This window comes from Roseateles sp. GW821-FHT09B06 (assembly GCF_059418245.1).
In genome coordinates this window covers 72,016-90,821 of the sequence record NZ_JBWKPM010000009.1, presented here as the reverse complement: position 1 = coordinate 90,821, position 18,806 = coordinate 72,016, and the positions used below count along the sequence as shown (strand labels likewise).

Below are 18,806 nucleotides of genomic sequence, written 5' to 3'. Positions count from 1 at the left end.
ACATGGGAATGTTTGCGGCGGCCGCCCGATTGGGGCGCTTCGACACAGCTTGATTCCTTGCCACCCCCCGGTTTGTGGGGGTGGCGGGAACCCTGGGGCATTATCGGGGTCTCCCCATGGACCGTTCGATAAACAATTCGCCCTGCGGTCGAGATTTCCGGGGTTTTCCCGGAGCTGGAAGAATATCGCGGCACGGTGATTGCGCCGTCGCCGTGCTGCCTTGGGGGAGTTGCTTGTCATACTGCAAAGCTACACTCGTCGATCACTTTCGCGATCGGCTTGTGCGCCGCAGCATGAACGCCATCCCGTTGCGGAGCGCAATCTCCCACATACGACAAGAGAGAAAGTCAAAGCCATGAATCTGATGATCGATCACAAGTTCCACGGCATGCGCGGCCAGCGGATGGCAGGCCTGGCGCTGGCGGTTTCCGCGGTCGTGCTGCTGGCTGCCTGCGGTGGCGGCTCCAAGTCCGAGAAGGCCTCGCAGACGGCGGCCAAGGTGAACAAGGAAGAGATCACCGTCCATCAGATCAACTTCGTGCTGCAGCGTCAGCCCAACCTCAAGCCCGAGCAGGCCGAGGCCGCCGGCAAGCAGGTGCTGGAGCGCTTGATCGACCAGGAGGTGGCGGTGCAGAAGGCCGAGGAACTGAAGCTCGACCGCGACCCGCGCGTGGTGCAGCAGATCGAGGCCGCCAAGCGCGACATCATCGCCCGCGCCTACATCGAGCGCCTGGGCGAGGGGGTGTCCAAACCGACGGCCGAGGAAGTCACCAAGTATTTCAATGACAAACCCGCGCTCTTCAAAGACCGCCGTATTTACAGCCTGCAGGAATTGGTGATCGAGGCCAAGCCCGAGCAATTTGCCGAGATTCGCGCCAAATTGCAGGAATCCAAGAATATGGGTGAGTTTGCCGAATATCTGAAATCGCATGATTTCCGTTTTGCCGGCAATCAGGCCGTGCGTGCCGCCGAGCAGCTGCCGCTGGCCAACCTCGATGCCATCGCCCAGATGAGGGACGGTCAGTCGGTCGTCGGCCCGAGCGCCAACGGCCTGACCGTGCTGTTCCTGGTCGGCTCGCGCAGCCAGCCGATCGACGAGACCCGCGCGCGTCCGGCGATCGAGCAGTTCCTGAGCAATCAGCGCAAGGCCGAACTGGCCCAGAAGGACATCAAGGCCCTGCGCGAGGGCGCCAAGATCGAATACGTGGGCAAGTTCGCCGAGGGTGCCCCCGGCGCCGTGGCCGCCCCGGCCAGCGCTCCCGCATTGCCGCTCACCACCGTCGCGCCGGCCGCCAGCGGCCTGGACGCCAGCAGCATCTCCAAGGGAATGGGGCTGAAGTAAACATCATGATGACCATGCACAAGAACCTTGCCGTCCTGGCCGCCGCCGCCAGCCTCGTTTCCGGCCTGATGTTTGCTGCACCGGCCGCCCTGGCCCAGGGCGCGGCCGCGCCCGCCGCCAGTGCCGCCGCCGCCGAGTACCGCCTGGGCTCGGGCGACGTGATACGCATCAGCGTCTACCAGAACCTTGACCTGACCCTGGAGACCCGTGTCTCCGAAGCCGGTGTGGTGTCCTTTCCGCTGCTGGGCAATGTGCGAGTCGGTGGCCTGTCGGTCACGCAGGCCGAGAAGCTGATCGCCGATGGCCTGCGCGGCGGGAATTTCGTCAAGCAGCCCCAGGTCACCATCACGGTGCTGCAGGTCAAGGGCAACCAGGCCAGCGTGCTGGGCTATGTGAACCGCCCGGGCCGCTATCCGCTGGAAGTGGCCGACATGCGCCTGACCGACCTGCTGGCCCATGCCGGTGGCGTCACCACCACGGGCGCCGAACTGCTGGTGCTCAGCGGCACCCGCAACGGCCAGGCCTACCGCATCGAGATCGACCTGCCCAGCGTCTTCGCGCCCGGCGGCCGCGGCAAGGACATCGTGGTGCAGAACGGCGACGTGCTGTGGGTCGACCGCGCGCCGCAGGTGTTCATCTACGGCGAGGTGCAGCGCCCCGGCGCGATGCGCCTGGAGCGCGGCATGACCCTGATGCAGAGCCTCGCCACCGGCGGCGGCCTGACCCTGCGCGGCACCGAGAAGGGCATCCGCGTGCACCGCAAGGCCGCCGACGGCAAGGTCCAGATCCTGCAGCCGGCGATGGACGAGGCGCTGAAGGACGGCGACGTCGTGTATGTGCGCGAGAGCCTGTTCTAAGTCGAGGTGACGTGATGAGTTTTCGCCAGTTCATTTCAATCCTGCTCGCGCGCAAGTGGCTGTTCCTGATCACCTTGTTGGCGATCATGATCCCGGTCGTGCTGCTGAGCCTGCTGCTGCCCAAGCGCTACACCGCCACGGCCAGCGTGGTCGTCGACGTCAAGCCCGATCCCTTGTCGGTGATCGCCTTCCAGTCGGCCATGACGCCGGCCGTGGTCGCCACCCAGCTCGACATCATTCAGAGCGACCGCGTGGCCCGGCGCGTGGTTCGCAGCCTGAAGCTGACCGAGAACGCCCAGATCCGCGAACAGTGGCAGGATGAAACCCGCGGCGAGGGCGACATCGAGACCTGGCTGGTCGAGCGCTTTCAGAAGGACCTGGACGTCAAACCATCGCGCGAGTCCAGCGTGATCAGCATTTCCTACCGTGCTGCGGACCCACGCTTCGCGGCGGGTCTGGCCAATGCGTTCGCGCAGTCCTATATCGACACGGCCGTCGACCTTCGGGTGGATCCGGCGAAGCAATACAGCTCGTTCTTCGACACGCGCTCCAAGGAAGCGCGCGAAGCGCTGGAGAAGGCGCAGTCGCGGCTCAGCGCCTTCCAGCGCGAGAACGGGCTGGTGATGACCGATGAGCGCATGGACATCGAGAACCAGCGCCTCAATGAGCTGTCCAGCCAACTCGTGATCCTGCAATCGTTGTCATCCGAGGCCACCAGCCGTCAGGCGCAGGCCAACGCGGGGGCTGCCGACAAGATGCAGGAAATCACCAGCAACCCCGTCATCGGAGCCTTGCGTGCCGACCTGTCCCGGCAGGAAGCGCGACTGCAGGAGATCAGCGCACGACTGGGTGACAGCAACCCCCAGGTCATCGAGCTGAAGGCGAGCATCGGCGAGTTGCGTCAGCGCATCGATACCGAGGTCAAGCGCCTGTCCGCTGGCGTCGGCGTCAGCGGCAGCATCAGCCGGCAGCGCGAAGCGCAGACCCGTGCCGAGCTGGAGGCCCAGCGCACCAAGGTCTTGCGCATGAAGCAGGTGCGCGACGAAGGCGCGGTGATCGTGCGCGACGTCGAGAATGCGCAGCGCGCCTACGACGCCATTCTGCAGCGCCTGACCCAGACCAGCCTGGAAAGCCAGGCCATCACCAGCAATGTCAGCCTCCTGAACTCGGCCGTGCCGCCGCTGGAGCATTCCTCGCCCCGCTTGCTCCTGAACACGCTGCTGTCGTTCTTCGTCGGTATCGTGCTGGCCGTGGGCGGCGTGCTGATTGCGGAGCTCCGTGACCGCCGCGTGCGCGACAAGGACGACATCGAGGGCCTGCTCGGCTTGCCGGTCATCGGCCTGCTGCCGGGACCCGGTGGACAGAGCTTGGGCAAGCGTGGTGATACGCGCCAGCGTCTGATCGGCCACGCCTCCACGCCAACCAAAGCTGCCTGACCATGTCCACTTTCAAGAACCCGACCGTCGGCGCTGAGCAGTTTGCGCAAGATGCCCAGACATCGCTGCACGACCGCTCCATCGGTCACATCATTGCGCAGGCCAACAATCTTTCGGCCGAGCAGGTGGAGCGCATCCTCTCGCATCAGAAGAGCAAGGGCCTCAAGTTCGGCGAGGCCGCTGTGGCGCTGGGCCTTGCCAAGGGCGAGGACGTGCTGTGGGCCCTGAGCCAGCAGTTCCACTACCCCTATGCTCCCGGTGGCGGCCAGCTCCTCAGCAACGAGCTGGTGCTGGCCACCAAGCCTTTCAGCGCGCAGGCCGAGGCCTTCCGCGTCCTGCGCAGCCAGATCAATATGCGGCTGTACAACGCCGACGAGCCGCGTCGCGCCCTCGCCGTGGTCAGCCCCGACAGCGGCGACGGCAAGACCTTCTTCGCCGCCAATATGGCGATCGCCTTCAGCCAGCTCGGAGGGCGGACGCTGCTGGTCGATGCCGACATGCGCAACCCCCGCCTGCATGAGATCTTCGGCCTCGACAACAGCGCCGGCCTGTCCGGCATCCTGTCCGGGCGCGCCGAAGCCAACGTGATACGGCCCGTGGCCGACCTGCCCAGCCTGTTCGTGATGCCCGTCGGTACCATGCCGCCGAACCCCACGGAACTGGTCGAGAGGCCCGCTTTCGGGTTGCTGATGCGGGAGCTGATCGCCAAGTTCGATCACATCGTGGTCGATACGCCGGCCGCGGTCTACGGTGCCGACTACGCCATCATCGCCGCCCGCTGCGGCGCCGCGCTGACCATCGCGAGACAGGGCCGCACGCGGGTGGCCTCGGTTCAGAATTTGCTCTCGACGCTCAGCAACAGCCCCACGAGAATCGCCGGCGCGGTGATGAATCAGTACTAGCAGACCCTGCGGCGCTCCTCATGATCTCTTTCGGGCAAACCAGCAAGACGCTCTCTTCGAGGCAAGAGTTGATTCCCACGATCCTGACGATCCTGGGGGTGGTCTGTCTCTTCGTGCCCACCTACATCGACCTGAATCGTGTGGTGTGGGCGTCGGACGACCAGGGCCACGGCCCCATCATCCTGGCCGTGGCGTTCTGGCTGCTCTGGCGCCAGCGCGAGCAGCTGAGCGCGCTCCCCTACGAGCCCGCCACGCGCAGCGGAACCCTGCTGTTCGGTTTCGGCCTGCTGTGCTATGTGCTCGGTCGTTCGCAGAGCATCATCCAGCTGGAAGCCGGCAGCCACCTGCTCATCCTGGCGGCCCTGCTGCTGCTGTGGCGCGGCGCCCGGGCCCTGCGCCTGGCCTGGTTCCCACTCTTCTTCATGATCTTCATGGTGCCGCTGCCGGGCGTCTTCGTCCAGGCGGTGACCGTGCCCTTGAAGTCGGCGGTCTCCTTCGTTGCCGAGAACCTGCTGTACCGCAGCGGCTATCCGGTGGCACGCTCCGGCGTCGTGATCTCCGTCGGGCCCTACCAGCTGCTGGTGGCCGATGCCTGTGCCGGGCTCAATTCGATGTTCACGCTCGAGGCGCTCGGCCTGCTGTACATGAACATGGTGGCGCATGCCTCCAGGCTGCGCAACATCCTGCTGGCGATCCTCATCATCCCCATTTCCTTTGTCGCCAACGTGGTGCGCGTGGTCGTGCTGATCCTGGTGACCTATCACTTCGGCGACGAAGCGGGCCAGGGCTTTGTCCACGGCTTTGCCGGCATGGTGCTCTTCATGGTGGCGCTGATGCTGATCCTCTGCGTTGATGGCTTGATGAACCGCTTGTTCGGCAGCTCGACCCCTGTGGAGACCAAAGCGGCATGAGCAACAGCAAGCAAACCGGACTGAGCCGTCGCAAGAGCATCGTGCTGCTGGCCAGCATGGCCGGCAGCGTCGCGGCCGCCGAGGCGCTGCGGCCGCGCGAGCGCCTGTCGCTGACCAAGCCACCCATCCAGCTGGACAAGCAGGTGCCGACGGCCTTTGGCGAATGGAAGGTGGATGCCAGCATCGTGCCGCTGCTGCCCGATGCCTCGGTGCAGGCCCAGCTGGACACGCTCTACTCCCAGGTCCTGGCGCGCACCTATGTCAACCCGCAAGGCCAGCGCGTGATGCTGTCGATCGCCTACGGCGCCGACCAGAGCTCGGAGTCCACGGCCGTGCATCGCCCCGAGTTCTGCTACAGCGCCCAGGGCTTCCGCGTGCGCGACGCGGGGCAGGGCCAGCTGTCCCTGGATGGCAAGCCGCTGCTGGTGCAGCGCCTGACCGGCGAGATGGGCGGCCGCTACGAACCCATCAGCTACTGGGTCACGCTCGACGAGCAGGCCATCCTCCCGGGACTGTCGCGCAAGCTCACCCAGCTGCGCTACGGCCTGCGCGGCCAGATTCCCGACGGCATGCTGGTGCGCGTGTCGACGATAGGCATGCGGCTCGAGGAGTCCTTCCAGCTGCAGGAGCGTTTTCTGCGCGCCCTGTACGCCATCGTCGATCCGGCCGTCCGCTACCGTTACTTCGGGCGTTGAGGCCCGTGATGTTGGTGATCGGCCGTGGGGTGATGGCGCGCCCCTCGATGCTCTGCGGGCCGGCGGTGCCCGGCGCAAAGGCCGTGCCGGTCTTGATTTCGCTTGGGGGCTCCGGCCTGATTGAGGCCCTGCAATGACAGTTGCGCGTCCTGCTCGTTCGACCAAGCTATGGGCTCTTGCCGATCAGAGCTGCCAGTCGGCGACCAATTTCGCCACGATGGTGCTGGCCGCGCGCTACCTGGCGGTGGATGCGTTCGCGCAGTTCTCGCTGGCCTATCTGGCGGTGCTGTTTGCCGCCTCCTTCCATCGCACCTTGATCACCCAGCCGATGAACGTGCTCGGGGCGCAGCAACCGGCGGAACTGCCGGCACGGGCGGCCGCGCTCTGGCGCGCCCATGCCCTGGTGGTGCCGCTGGGGGCGGTCCTGGTGCTGGCGGTGTCGCCGTTCGGCTTCGCGGAACCCTATTTGCTGGGAGCGACGGCGCTCTACCTGACTTTTTATTTCCTGCAGGAGATGCAGCGTCGCCATGCCTATACGCGTCTGGTGATCCGGCCCGCCAGTGGGGTCAGCCTGTGCATGGGGGTGGTCCAGGTGCTGGGGCTGGCGGTGCTGGCCTGGAAGGGCCTGAGCCATCCGGCGTGGTGGATGGGCATGCTCGCCGCCGCCCAGCTCGTCGGCGTGCTGCTGGGACGGCTGCTGCTGCACTTCGGGCCCGCGGGCGAGGCACCGAGGCGCAGCGCGCGCGAGGTGCTGGCCGAGCACTATGCGCATTCCCGCTGGATCGTCGCCAGCCAAGTGGTTTTCTGGGCCAGCAGCCAGGTCTACCCCTTCATCGTCGCCGGACTTGGCGCCTCCCAGACGGCCGCGTTCAATGCGGGCATGTCGATCCTGAATGCGGTGAATGTGCTGCGCCTGACGCTGGCCAACTACCTGCCGGCGCAGGCGGGCCGCATCCTGGCCGCGGAGGGCGAAGCGGCGCTGTGCCGCTATGCGCGGCGGGTGCTGTGGCAGTTGGCCGGTGCCGGACTGCTGGCCTGGCTGCTGCTGCTCTGGCTGGCCGAGCCGGCGGTGCATCTGCTGTACGGCAACAAGTTTGCCGGCGCCGTCGACGTGCTGCGCTGGGTGGCGCTGGGGGTCTGGGCGAGTCTGTTCAGCGTGGTCCTGAATGCCTTGGCCCTGGCCCTGCGGTCAACGGAGAATATTTTCTTCAGCAATGCGGCCGGGGCCGTCTTCACCTGCACGGCCGGTGTCTATCTGACCCACCGCTTCGGTTTGCGGGGTGCGATCGCCGGCAATGTCCTTGGTTACATGATCCCCGCGGCGCTGCAGTTCCTGAAACTTTGGCCTCGCCTGCGCGCCCATCCCTGAGGAGCCCTCCATGTCGTCCACCCTGAGCTATAGGCCCCCGATGCCGTCGGCACCGCGTGAGGGGAGCGGTTTCGTCATGACCGATCTGGGCATGATCTTCGTGCTGTTCCTGGCCGTGATGTTCTGCATGGATCCGTTTGTGATCCATATCGACAAGCGGACCGTGTTCAAGCATTTCCATCTCTTGTTCGCGCTGGGCTTCTGGATACTGAGCTGGTTCGGCACGCGCATCTGGCGGCGCCGTGTTGAAGAGACCTCGGTGCTGGCGGTCTGCTGGCCGCTGCTGCTGCTGGCGCTCTGGATCATCGGCGGGGCCCTCTATGCCCGCTTCCACAGCAAGATCGTCGAAACCTTCCTGATCATGGGCACCTATATGCTCATGACGCTGGGCGCCGCCCGATTCATCGCCGACCACCGCAATCCCGAGCGCCTGTTGAACGTCTATCTGGGGCTCCTGTTCGGCAGCCTGGTGCTGGGCGCGGCCTGGCAGGCCGGCTATCTGCGGGTCTGGAGCAAGTTCCACGAGATGGAGGCTCTGACGGTGCCGCTGGCCGTGTATTTCTATGCGCAGGCCAAGACGCCGGTCGGACGCCTGGGGGCGCTGCTGCTGCTGCTGCTGTTGATGCTGCTGGTCATCAAGAACACCTCGTTCATGGTGGCCGCGATTGCGCTGGCCTATGTCTGGTGGGTGTTCATCTGGCCGCGGCTGGCGCGCAAGGACAGCGTGAAGCGCCTGCTGCATCTCTACTCGATCCTGCTGTGCATGCTGCTGGTGCTGGGCGCGTATGCCGGCATCAAGCTGATGCAGCCCAATGCCCTGCCGGACGGCAATCCGAAGTACCGCCTGTTCACCTATGAGCGGACCTGGGCAGACTTCGTGCAGTCACCGATCTGGGGCAAGTCCTTCTCGGGCGCCGGTGCCGAGACCTTCGGCCTGTTCCAGGTGGGATCCTCCACCCAGGTGCTGCCCTCGCATAGCGATCTGCTGGATATTCTGGGGCAGGGCGGGCTGCTGGGTATGGTGCTGTTCTTGCTGGCGCTCTGGCGCATCCTGCGATTCACGATGACGCATTTTCGCAATCGTCCGCCGCAGGCCTTGTCGCCCGGCATGACGGCGCATTTCCATTGGCTGGCGGTCAGCAGCATCAGCGCGATACCCGTCGTGGCATTCAATCCGATCATGCTGCAGCCGGGCAAGGCCTTCATCCTGTGGATGAATATTGGAATACTGGTCGGGCTTGCTATTCGGTGCAAAGAACAACGCGAATCAAAGAGGGTGGCGTGACAGTTTCTCAGGCGCAAGAAGAGCAAGCAGATATTTCGATCATCACCTGCTCTTATAACCAGGCTCAGTTTCTGGAAACGACGCTGCGCTCCGTCTTGGCGCAGACCGGCGTCAAGGTGGAATACATCGTGATCGACGGCGCGTCGACGGATGGCAGCCCGGCCATTCTGCAGCGCTATGGCGATGCGATTTCCTACTGGGCCTCCGAGCGGGACGCGGGGCAGTCCGAGGCGATCAACAAGGGCCTGAGGCGGGCCAGCGGAAAGATCATCGGCTGGCTGTGCTCGGACGATGTTTTGCTGCCCGGGGCATTGAGCCGTGTTGTGGAGATATTTGCCCGGAACCCCCGGATCGATGCCGTCTACGGCAATGCCGTGCTGATCGACACGAGCGGCAATGCCCTGCGGCCCAAGAGGGAAATAGGCTTCCATCCCTGGCTGATGGTCGCCGATCACAATTACATACCGCAACCTGCGATGTTTTGGCGGCGCGGCCTGCATGAGCAGCTAGGATATCTGCGGGAAGATCTTCACTTGACGATGGATCTCGAATGGTGGCTGCGTTGGGGCCGGGGGAAGCGTGTTGTGATTCACGTCGATGAATATTTTGCCGGGATGCGATGCCATGGCGGACAGAAGGTTCTCGTGCACCCGAAAGAGCTGGGTGATGAGAATAAAGCGCTGCGCGCGGCATATGGGCCGGCTTGGATGAATATATTTCCGGCAATGCTGGTCAAGATATTCGCTCGGACCATCCGCGTGGTTTTGAAACTGGCGATCGGTGGGTATTCAAAGGTGGTGCCGCCTTCGGTCTTGAACAGCCTGCGCAGCATGCATCATGGAAACTGCAACTGAGGCCGCGCGGCAGCGTACCGTTGTCCTGGTCGAGCCGATATGTCGGGGGAGTCGGCTGCAGATTCTCGCGAACACCTTGTCTGCCTTGCAGGGGCGGGCCGATGTGCTCATCGTGACACGGCGGGACTACCAGTCGCCCCATTTTGACGAGCTCATCACGGCCGCTGGCTTCAGCCCCCGCATCCTGACGATCGACAGCGATCTGGGCGGCGCCTGGATGAAGAACCTCACGCGGGCCGAGTTCGCCCAGGTATTCGAAACGCTGCTGCGTCTGCACGCGGAGCCGCGTTTGCGGCAGGGCTACGACCTGGTCTTCATGGCCTTGGATGACTATCTGCTGGCCTTCGCCATGAAGGCGCTGTCCTTGCGGCGCCTTGCGCCGCGGGCGCGCATCAGCTGCCTAAAGTACCGGGTGGAATACCTGTTCTCGCTGTCCCCCGGCCTGCGCATGCGCGGCGGGGTGCTGCGGCTGCTTACGCGCTGGGCCTTGTTCGCGTCGCGTGCTCGGCTGGTGTGCTTCGACGAGCGACTGGCGGCGCGCGAGGCCGGTTACCTGGGCGGGGTCCTGCCCGACCCCTGGTTCGGGCCCTTCGATGCGCGCTGGCGCGAGGCCGGGCGCACGGCCCTGGGCCTGGGCGACCAGGACTTTGCGCTGCTGTCTCTGGGCAAGCAGGACCGCCGCAAGGGGATCGATTTTCTGCTTGAGGTGTTTCCTGTGGTCGCCGAGCGCACCTCGGCCAAGCTGGTGATCGTGGGCACGATTGCTGCTTCATTTGCGGATGCGTTCGAGGGCCTGAAGAAGCGCTTTCCCGGCCGCGTACTGCATGTCAACGGCTTTGTGCCCGAGGCAGATCTGCCGCACTATTTTGCGGCGGCCGACGCCTTCCTCCTGCCCTACAGCGAGGACTTCACTGCAACCAGCGGCACCCTGGCCAGGGCTGCCGCGTCGGGCGTGCCGGTGCTGGCGACGGCGCATGGTCTGGTCGGTTTCCGTGTCCGCGACCGCCGAATGGGCGAGACATTTGGCGCTCACGATCCCTTGTCATTCTTGCGCGCCTTGGAAGGTTTGATCTCCCGCGATGCCGCACAGCGAGATGCCACCTACGAACACTGCCTGCGGTTTGCCGCGACCTGCACCCTGGAAAAGTATCAGGCTGCGGTGCGCAAGATCCTGTCCATCTGAATGCTGGAGTAAGAATTGAACGTTCTGATATTGCACGGATACTCGGATTCCAATAAGGGTGATCTGGCAATTGTTGTCGGCATGGTCCAGGGGATTCGCGCCGCGCGACCCGATTGCCGGATCAAGCTCCAGTCGGTGTATTCCGAGCAGGATCCGGAGTTCGAGTTCCATCATCGCTTCGTGCGGCGACTCGGCGTGCCGGTGGAGCAGATGTCCGTGCCGTCGCCCTATGTGGACGCCAAGGGGCATAGCGGCTTTCGCAATATCGCGGCCCTGGGCAATCTGGTGGGCAGCGCGCTGGCCGAACTGCTGGTCAGGGGCGTTCCGGCGGTCGGGCGCTGGTTTCCCCGGCAGGCGGCGGCCCTTGCCTCGATGCAGCAGAGCGATGTGGTCGTGCTGAAGGGGGGGCAGTACATCTACAACGATCAACATGGTCTGCGCGCCAAGCTCTACCTGTGGCGCATCCTGCATCCCATCTACGTGGCCCATGGCATGGGCCGTTCGATCGTCTTGCTGGGCCAAAGCGTCGGGCCGCTGGTGGATTCGTGGGGCCGCACGCGCACTGCGCGTGCGCTGGGTTACTGCAAGCGCCTGATCGTGCGCGAACGCAAGACCGAGGCGCTGATGGCCGACCTGGGCCTGAAGCACCTGACCGAGCTGGCCCCGGACTTCGCCTTCCTGATCGATCCCGTGCGTCCCGTTGGCGCCGATGGCACTTTGCGGGAGCTTGAGCAGGGGGCCTGGCTGGGCGTCACGGTGGTGAATTGGTACTTTCCGGAATCCGCCGACCCCAAGGCCAAGCGGGCGGCCTATCTGGATGCGCTGACCGAAGTGGCTGTGGCGGTGCACCGCAAGCATGGGCTGGGTATCGCGCTGTTTCCCCAGGTCACGGTTCAGCACCACGGCGAGAGCGATCTCGATCTGCTGAAGAATCTGGCTGCTCGCCTGGCTCAGCAGGGCGTTCCGCATCTGCTGGTGGCCGAAGACCTGGCGCCCGAGGAACTGAGCTACTGCTATGGACGTTGCCAGGTGCTGCTGGGGACGCGCTTGCATTCCTGCATCCTGGCCGCCTGCGCCGCGACGCCGGTGGTCGCCATCCGCTACCAGGGCTTCAAGACCGAGGGCATCATGGCGGAACTGGGGCTGGAGGATCGGGTCTTCGACATCGCGGCGATGGACGCGCCCGTGATCGAGGCGGCGATTACGGCCTCGCTCGCCGAGCGGCGCGCGATCTCGCAGAGCATTGTCGAGCGCGTCGGTGCCTTCAAGAAGCATTTGATGAAGGCATTGGATGCAACCTTGCCCGCCTGAGCCGCCGATGAGCCCGCTGCGCATCCTGGTGTGCCACAACCGCTATCAAATGCGCGGTGGCGAGGACGCCGTCTGCGAGTCCGAGGTGGACTTGCTGCGGCAGCATGGCCACGAGGTTCGCCTGTTCGAGAAGGACAATGCCGGCATCGCCGCCGGCTCGAAGTTGGCGGCGGCGGCCAATGCGTTCTGGTCGCGCGACACCGCGCGCGAATTCGCTGCGATCGTCAGCGAGTTCCGTCCTGACGTGATTCATGTGCACAACGTCTTCGCCCAGATCTCGCCGTCGATCTACTGGGAGGCGCGGCGCCGCCGGGTGCCCGTGGTGCAGACGCTGCACAATTTCCGCCTGATGTGCCCGCAGGCCATGTTCCTGCGCAACGGCCGTGTTTGCGAGGATTGCCTGGGGCGGGTGCCCTGGCGCGGCGCCTTGCGCGGCTGCTATCGCGAGTCGCGAGCGCAGAGTACCGTGATGGCTTCGGTCGTGACCCTGCACCGTGCCCTCGGAACCTGGCAGCACAAGGTATCGCGCTATATCGCACTGAACGAGTTCTGCCGGCAGAAGTTCATCGAAGGCGGACTGCCGGCGGAGCGGATCGTCATCAAGCCCAACTTTGTCGACTTCGCGGCGCCGCCGGGTGCGGCCCGCTCCGGCTTCCTGTTCGTGGGGCGCCTGTCGGTGGAGAAGGGTATCGACACGCTGGCGCAGGCCGCGCGTGTCGGCGCGTTCCCGCTGCGGGTGGCGGGCACCGGCCCCGAGGCGCATGTGCTGCACGACGTGCCCACCGCCGTCGCACTGGGCGCGCTGGATGGGGATGGGGTCCGCGGCGAGATGAGTCGCAGCATGGCGCTGGTGCTGCCCAGCATCTGGTATGAGAACTTTCCGCGCACACTTGTCGAGGCGATGGCCTGTGGTCTGCCCGTGATCGCCAGCCGCATTGGCGCATTGGGCGAACTGGTGCGTGACGGCGAGACGGGGCTGCTGTTCAACCCTGGCGATGCCGATGACCTGGCCGCGAGGATGCGCTGGGCCGTCGAGCATCCCGCCGAGATGCAGGCCATGGGCCTGCGGGCGCGCCAAATCTACGAGGCGGAATTCAGCGCGTCGACCAACTATGAACAGCTGATGGCGATCTATCGGGAAGTGATCGCCGAGGCAGCGAGAGAAGAGGTTCTAACTCCATGAGCACCAAGGTTCGTGAGGCGGTGAAGGTGCTGGATGCACGCATCGACGTGGTGGACTGGGCGACCGCGCTGGCGCGCATTGCCGACTGGGGACGTCGCAGCGAAAGCCGATACGTGTGTATCTGCAATGCCCATTCGGTGGTGACGGCGTCTCGTGATCGAGACTTCGGGCATGTTGTCGACGCCGCCGACATGGCGACGCCGGATGGCGCGCCGGTGGCCTGGATGCTGCGCAAGCTGGGCTTCCCCTCGCAGCAGCGCATCAATGGCCCGGACCTGATGTGGAAGTACTGCGCCGAAGCCGCGACGCGCGATGAGGGCATCTATCTGTATGGCGGCAGCCCCGAAACCTTGGAGCGGCTGAGGTTGCGGCTCAACCAGGCGTTTCCGTCGCTGAGGATCGCCGGGGCCGAGTCTCCGCCGTTCCGCGAACTCTCGCCCGAGGAGGATGCGCAGACGGTTGAACGCATCAACGCGTCGGGCGCCGCGACGGTCTGGGTCAGTCTCGGTTGCCCCAAGCAGGAGCGGTGGATGGCGGCGCATCGGGGGCGCATCAACGCGGTGATGATCGGCGTGGGCGCGGCCTTCGACTACCACGCCGGCACCATCCGGCGCGCGCCGCTCTGGATGCAGAACCTGGGCCTGGAGTGGCTGTATCGGCTCTGCGCGGAGCCGCGCCGGCTCTGGCGGCGTTACATGGTCACCAATACCTTGTTCATCGTCGGGGCGGCCAAACAGCTCACCATGGGTGGCAGCCGCCCGGGTTAGGGGGCGCGATCGAGGACGGCGGCGGCGCCCATGGCGGCGGGTTCGATCTGATTGGTAGCGAGGCTTTGCACGTGAATCTGTTCATGGCTCTCAGGGCGCAGGCCCAAACCGCAGCGACACCGCAGGTGGTCGGCAAGCTGTCGCGCGACAACTTCGGCATCCACTACATCCGCTGGCCCTATGACCCTGCGGTTGACCGCAGCGGCAAGTTCAGCAGCGCCAACCCGAGCCGCTGGCAGGACGAACTGGGCGATTCGGTGGGCTGGCTGCGCTCCTTTGACCCCAACCTGTTCGGCCGCTACATCGGCGGCAGATTCGCGCGGGTCGGCATCACCGCCGAGAGCTCGCCACAGCCCTATGGGCGCATGGAGGGCGGAACCTGGTGGCAGGGCATGCTGCGCAGCGATGGCAGCTACGATTTCTCCAAGCTGGACCTGCTGCTGAAGGCCTGCGAGGCCAAGGGGCTGAAGCTCCTGATGTGCATCGGCGCCCAGGGCGCCTACTACGACGAGGCCGGCCACCGATACATCGAGTACCCGCTGCCTACCGGCGAGTACGCGACCACCGACTGGGCTGGCTATCAGGCCCGCTATGCAGCGTTCATGGCCGCCCTGCTCGACCGTGCCGGCGCGCGCATTGCCGCCCTGGAGATCGCGAATGAACCCGGACGGCTGGTGCGCCTGAACAAGATCGTCGGCGCCGGGCACACGGAGCAACTCGCCGTGATGTGTCGCATTGCCAAGCAGCTGGTACGTGCGCGAGGCCTTGCGACCCGGGTGCTGTCACCGCCGTTTCAGGGGGGGGAGTTCGGAGAGATCACGGCCTTTCTGCGCGCCTCCGCCCAGGGGCTGGCCATCAACGGCAATGATGGCGGCGGTACCTCCGGGCGTGACTGGGTGGACGTGCTGGCGCATCACAACTACGGCAGCTTCAGAGACCGGGGGGCGGGCGGTGCCACGGCCGCGATGGACGCCGCGGGCGTCAACGATCCGGCCGCCGACGCCGCCTATCCGGACAAGACCAGCTTCACCGACCTGCTCAACAAGGGGCGTGCGGTGCGTGCCGCTGCGTTGGCCGGAGGATGGAAGGGTCCGATGTGGAACACCGAGTTCAATGTCACCGGTCAGGTCAGCACGGCCGCCTGGTTCCCTCGCAAGATGACCGCCAAGGGCCTTGCCAGGATCTTCCGGCAAGCCCTTGATGCATCCTTCGACGCAGGCTACGAGCGGTGCTTTCTCTATGCCGCCGATCACCCCACACTGGGTCTGTACGACAACGTGGGCACGCCGCCACGCGGCGAGCCGGCCGATTGGTACTTCAAGGCGCCCGACAACACTGCGCGCGGAGCCGCGGCTCTGGCCAGCGCGATTGCCGCGCTGATCGAGCGCTGATCGACGCAGGGCCCCGGCATCCGGGGCCTCGGCCCGATGCCGGGTCTCGCCCCGCGCGTGTTCACTGCGGCAGCTGGCTCGCGGCCTTGAGGCTGGCCAGGCAGGGCTTCGAGACCACATTGGAGTCGGAGATGAAACCGAGCCAGTTCAGTCGCCGCCAGTTGCCGTCCTTGTTGAGCAGATTGTCGGCAATGGTCTTCTGCCCGCTGGGCGCCGTGACCTCCAGCTTCCAGGTGCCGCTTGCGGAGCCCAGCGCGGCGGTGATGCGGAACTTGGTCCAGGCCCCGACCGTGATCGGTGCGACGATGTTGTCGCCCACATTGACGCCGCTCGAGGTGATGGTCATCGTCGGGCCGGTGAGGTAGGTCGGGGCATCGTCGCGCCATTCATTGCGAATGACGGTCGCGGCGTCGATCTTGAGCTCGAACTCCACCACGCTCACGCCGTTCAGGTGGGTCAGCTTGGCATAGGCAAATGGTTCCCAGCGGTTGGCGAAGTTGCCGTTGTCGTTGAAGACCATGCACTTGCCGGCCGGCGCATCGGCTTGGGCCTGCACGTGGATCGAGGTGGTGTCGGTGCGCGGGATGTAGGTCAGGTTGCTCGGGCGGCCGCCGGCCGAGGTGCCGGCGATGTCGGCGACAAAGGGGGCGACGATGGCGATGGGTTCGTCGGTGACCGGCGGCAAGTTGGCCGCGCTGATGCGGGCCGCTTGCTCGGCGCCCGCCTGGTAGCCGGTCCAGCTTGCAACCGCATTGGCGATGACCTTGGACCAGGTCGTGTTGGTCGACTGGATGTCGGTGGGGGCCGTGCTGGCCTGCAGGGCAGAGCCACCGACGGTGCAGCCCGTGCCGCATTTTTCGAGCGACAAGCCGGGGCCGCTCAGCGAAGGGGAAACCTCGTTGTTCAGGTAGCCCACGCTGGGGGCCTCGGCATAGCGGTCGAAAGGCTGCAATGTCTTCGGCAGCAGCAGATTGCCCTGCACCGCCAGGTTCGTGCCCGACTCGAACTGGGTCACGCGTACCTCGGCCGCCGTGCCGCCGGCCATCACATTGCCGCGCACCGTGTTGTCGCGTCCGTAGTTCAGATGGTAGGCGCCGGAGTCGGTGCCGAGGATGACGTTGTTCTCCGTGACGATGCTCGAAGACCCCTCGTCGTTGTAGATGCCCCAGGCGCCCGCGCCATAGCCGGTGTAGCCCCGCACCGAACGGATGATGTTGTTGGAGATGACCGTGCCGGGAGAGCGGCCGAGGGTGTAGATGCCGCTCAGATCGGCCAGCTGGCGCTGGCCGATGTTGTAGATCAGGTTGCCGCGGATGGTGTTGCGGCCCGAGGTCGCGTCGGCATAGCCCCAACTCCAGCCCACCGAGATGGCGGTATAGCTCGTGTTGTAGATGGTGTTGCGCAGGACCTGGTTGTCCCAGGTCTGCCCGAGCCAGAGCGCCTTCGCGCCCGGGAAGAGCTTGCCGGTCTCCGAGATCGTGTTGCTGCTGACCAGGGATCCGCCGGTGGCGCTCAGGTCCGAGGCGGACTGGCTGGTCAGCCCCACCTTGATGCCCCCGGCACCGAGGTCCGTGAACACCGAGTTGGTGACGCGTGCGCCGCGCACGCCTTCGCGCAGCCACAGACCCCAGCCGCCGGTATGGGCGACCTTGCAGTTGATGAAGAAGAAATGCCGGGCACGGTTGACTTCGATTGCGGCGCCGATGCCGACCGCGCCTTGGCCGTCGGTGAAGCCCGCATCGGGTGTCAGGTAGCGGGTGTGGGCGAACTGGAGCCCCGCGAACTGCAGGCTTTGCACGGGTTTCGTCGCGGACTCGCCTTGGACCACGATCAGGCGGTCCAGCATCGGCAGGATGGCCGTGACGCTTTTTCCGGCCTCGTCGTCGCGGCGCACATAGCGCGCGGCACTGCTTTCGTAGATCCACTCGCCGGGGGCGTCCAGAGCGGCCGCGACGTTCTCGACGTGATAGCGCTGGGAGACGCCAAAGCCCAGGAACGGCCACTTGGCCTTGGGGGCGACTCGAACGGAGCCGGCCGGTGTCGTGAGTTCGGAAAGGCGATGGCGGCCATCGGCCCATGCCTGCATGACGTCGACAAGCGCGCGCCTCTTGTCGCTGGCGCTCAGCGCCGAGATCCAGCCGAGATTCGCCGCGCTGGGTGCGAAGGCCTCGGCGCCCTCGCTTCCGGCCGCATCCGTGGACAGGGGGATGGCCTTCTGGACAAACCAGGCCTCCCCGGTATTGGGCTGCCGAGCCAGCACGGCCCGGCGGCCATTGACATAGAGCTGGTTGCCGCCGGACATCGCTGCCGCATCTGCCGGTGCGGTGAAGCTGATGGCCGACGCTGTCGTGGGGGCGGTCTTGCTGCCCAGCGACATGCCGCCGGAGATCAGCACGGTGCCAGCGAGCCTCGCTTCATAGCTGACCGGGGCCGCCTCGGTGCCCGAGTCTGCCGTGGTGAAGGTGAGGGGGCTGCTCAAGTGATAGTCACCGGGGCCGATCAGCACACGCACCGGCTGGCGCGGCTGACTGCCGCCGAGCATCGCCGCGATATGGGTGCGCGCAATCTGCTGTGCACGGGCCAGCGTCTTGACGGGGGTGGTCGAGGTGCCGCCCGATGCGGCATCGTTACCGCCGGTCTCGACGTAAATCAGGACTTCGGCCGTGCTCGCCGCCTGAGTCGTGTCCGACATGGTACTGGTGGCCGCGGCCTTGGCCCGAGCGGCGCCGGCCCCATCCCCGGCTCCTGTTCCTGTCGTCGCGATCCCCGTTGTGCCCGAAGTGCCCGCCGCGCTGCTGCCTGGGGCGCCTGCGTCGGCATTGCCGGCCGACCCGCCGGCGCTGGTTGACTTGCCCATGCTCGCCGAAGCGCTTGTCGCGCTTGCCGCAGCTGGCGGAGTCGTCTGTCGGACGACGATCTTCTCCGTGTCGCTGCCGCCCCCCCCTCCGCAGGCGGTGTTGATGACACCCAAGACTGCAAGAGCGAGCCAGGCAACAAGCGGGCGATGGGAGGACGAGCGTTTCATGGCGGTACTGCTGTGTTGACCGGTCGGTCCAACATGGCGACGCGGTATCGGAATTTTCGGCAAGCCCCGGCGAACGTTCAGTGTCAGATCTTGCAGACTTGAGGTCCGCGGGGTAAGGCTTTGCAACGGCCGTGCAAATTCACCGCTGTTCCATGCAGGAGTCGCGGCATGCATTTCGAGTGGCGGTGGTCTGGTCCATGCGCCCGGATATTCCCGCAAGTGCGAGCTTCGCCGCCGACCTCGGCCGGCCTCGCGGCACAAGATACCGGTGTCATCACGCATCAGCCATCGACCC

General features: G+C 65.6%; 16 protein-coding genes. 15 read left to right on the top strand and 1 reads right to left on the bottom strand.

Features of this window, described 5'->3' with window-relative positions:
* The first annotated feature begins 355 nt into the window (after nt 1-355).
* The 15 genes from AC07OQ_RS10410 to AC07OQ_RS10340 all read left to right on the top strand — a co-directional run bounded on the left by AC07OQ_RS10410 (nt 356) and on the right by AC07OQ_RS10340 (nt 15,486).
* Nucleotides 356-1,342 (top strand): EpsD family peptidyl-prolyl cis-trans isomerase, encoded by a 987-nt coding sequence (locus AC07OQ_RS10410; protein ID WP_495053050.1) that lies wholly within the window; start codon nt 356-358, stop codon nt 1,340-1,342.
* A gap of 14 nt (nt 1,343-1,356) precedes the next feature.
* Complete coding sequence (epsE, locus tag AC07OQ_RS10405; RefSeq protein WP_495053049.1) at nt 1,357-2,199, top strand: polysaccharide export protein EpsE; 843 nt, start codon at nt 1,357-1,359, stop codon at nt 2,197-2,199.
* Nucleotides 2,200-2,213: 14 nt separating this feature from the next.
* Nucleotides 2,214-3,635: a chain length determinant protein EpsF gene (gene epsF, locus AC07OQ_RS10400; RefSeq protein ID WP_495053048.1), complete on the top strand. Its 1,422-nt coding sequence runs from the start codon at nt 2,214-2,216 to the stop codon at nt 3,633-3,635.
* Nucleotides 3,636-3,637: 2 nt separating this feature from the next.
* Nucleotides 3,638-4,537: a polysaccharide biosynthesis tyrosine autokinase gene (locus tag AC07OQ_RS10395; RefSeq protein ID WP_495053047.1), complete on the top strand. Its 900-nt coding sequence runs from the start codon at nt 3,638-3,640 to the stop codon at nt 4,535-4,537.
* 68 nt (nt 4,538-4,605) lie between these two features.
* Nucleotides 4,606-5,448: an exosortase B gene (gene xrtB, locus AC07OQ_RS10390; RefSeq protein WP_495053046.1), complete on the top strand. Its 843-nt coding sequence runs from the start codon at nt 4,606-4,608 to the stop codon at nt 5,446-5,448.
* Nucleotides 5,445-6,143: an exosortase-associated protein EpsI, B-type gene (gene epsI / locus AC07OQ_RS10385; RefSeq protein WP_495053045.1), complete on the top strand. Its 699-nt coding sequence runs from the start codon at nt 5,445-5,447 to the stop codon at nt 6,141-6,143. The genes xrtB and epsI overlap by 4 nt, the downstream gene beginning before the upstream one ends.
* Nucleotides 6,144-6,151: 8 nt before the next feature.
* Nucleotides 6,152-6,280 (top strand): hypothetical protein, encoded by a 129-nt coding sequence (locus AC07OQ_RS10380; protein WP_495053044.1) that lies wholly within the window; start codon nt 6,152-6,154, stop codon nt 6,278-6,280.
* On the top strand, nt 6,277-7,512 hold the full coding sequence (locus AC07OQ_RS10375) for an MATE family efflux transporter (protein ID WP_495053043.1): 1,236 nt from the start codon (nt 6,277-6,279) through the stop codon (nt 7,510-7,512). Before AC07OQ_RS10380 ends, AC07OQ_RS10375 begins: the two co-directional genes overlap by 4 nt.
* A gap of 10 nt (nt 7,513-7,522) precedes the next feature.
* Nucleotides 7,523-8,797: an O-antigen ligase family protein gene (locus AC07OQ_RS10370; RefSeq protein ID WP_495053042.1), complete on the top strand. Its 1,275-nt coding sequence runs from the start codon at nt 7,523-7,525 to the stop codon at nt 8,795-8,797.
* Complete coding sequence (locus AC07OQ_RS10365) at nt 8,794-9,651, top strand: glycosyltransferase family 2 protein (protein ID WP_495053041.1); 858 nt, start codon at nt 8,794-8,796, stop codon at nt 9,649-9,651. Before AC07OQ_RS10370 ends, AC07OQ_RS10365 begins: the two co-directional genes overlap by 4 nt.
* Nucleotides 9,635-10,834 carry a glycosyltransferase family 4 protein gene (locus AC07OQ_RS10360; protein WP_495053040.1) on the top strand — a complete coding sequence of 400 codons (1,200 nt, stop codon included), beginning with the start codon at nt 9,635-9,637 and terminating at the stop codon, nt 10,832-10,834. Before AC07OQ_RS10365 ends, AC07OQ_RS10360 begins: the two co-directional genes overlap by 17 nt.
* Before the next feature lie 15 nt (nt 10,835-10,849).
* Nucleotides 10,850-12,145: a polysaccharide pyruvyl transferase family protein gene (locus AC07OQ_RS10355; RefSeq protein WP_495053039.1), complete on the top strand. Its 1,296-nt coding sequence runs from the start codon at nt 10,850-10,852 to the stop codon at nt 12,143-12,145.
* A gap of 7 nt (nt 12,146-12,152) precedes the next feature.
* Complete coding sequence (locus tag AC07OQ_RS10350; protein ID WP_495053038.1) at nt 12,153-13,328, top strand: glycosyltransferase family 4 protein; 1,176 nt, start codon at nt 12,153-12,155, stop codon at nt 13,326-13,328.
* Nucleotides 13,325-14,095, top strand: a complete 771-nt coding sequence (locus AC07OQ_RS10345; RefSeq protein ID WP_495053037.1) for a WecB/TagA/CpsF family glycosyltransferase — start codon at nt 13,325-13,327, stop codon at nt 14,093-14,095. Before AC07OQ_RS10350 ends, AC07OQ_RS10345 begins: the two co-directional genes overlap by 4 nt.
* Before the next feature lie 71 nt (nt 14,096-14,166).
* A complete protein-coding gene (locus tag AC07OQ_RS10340) occupies nt 14,167-15,486 on the top strand; it encodes a hypothetical protein (RefSeq protein ID WP_495053036.1) in 1,320 nt (439 codons plus the stop codon).
* Nucleotides 15,487-15,547: 61 nt separating this feature from the next.
* On the opposite strand, the gene AC07OQ_RS10335 is transcribed toward AC07OQ_RS10340, so the two are convergent.
* Nucleotides 15,548-18,511 carry a right-handed parallel beta-helix repeat-containing protein gene (locus AC07OQ_RS10335; protein ID WP_495053035.1) on the bottom strand — a complete coding sequence of 988 codons (2,964 nt, stop codon included), beginning with the start codon at nt 18,509-18,511 and terminating at the stop codon, nt 15,548-15,550.
* Nucleotides 18,512-18,806: the final 295 nt, after the last annotated feature.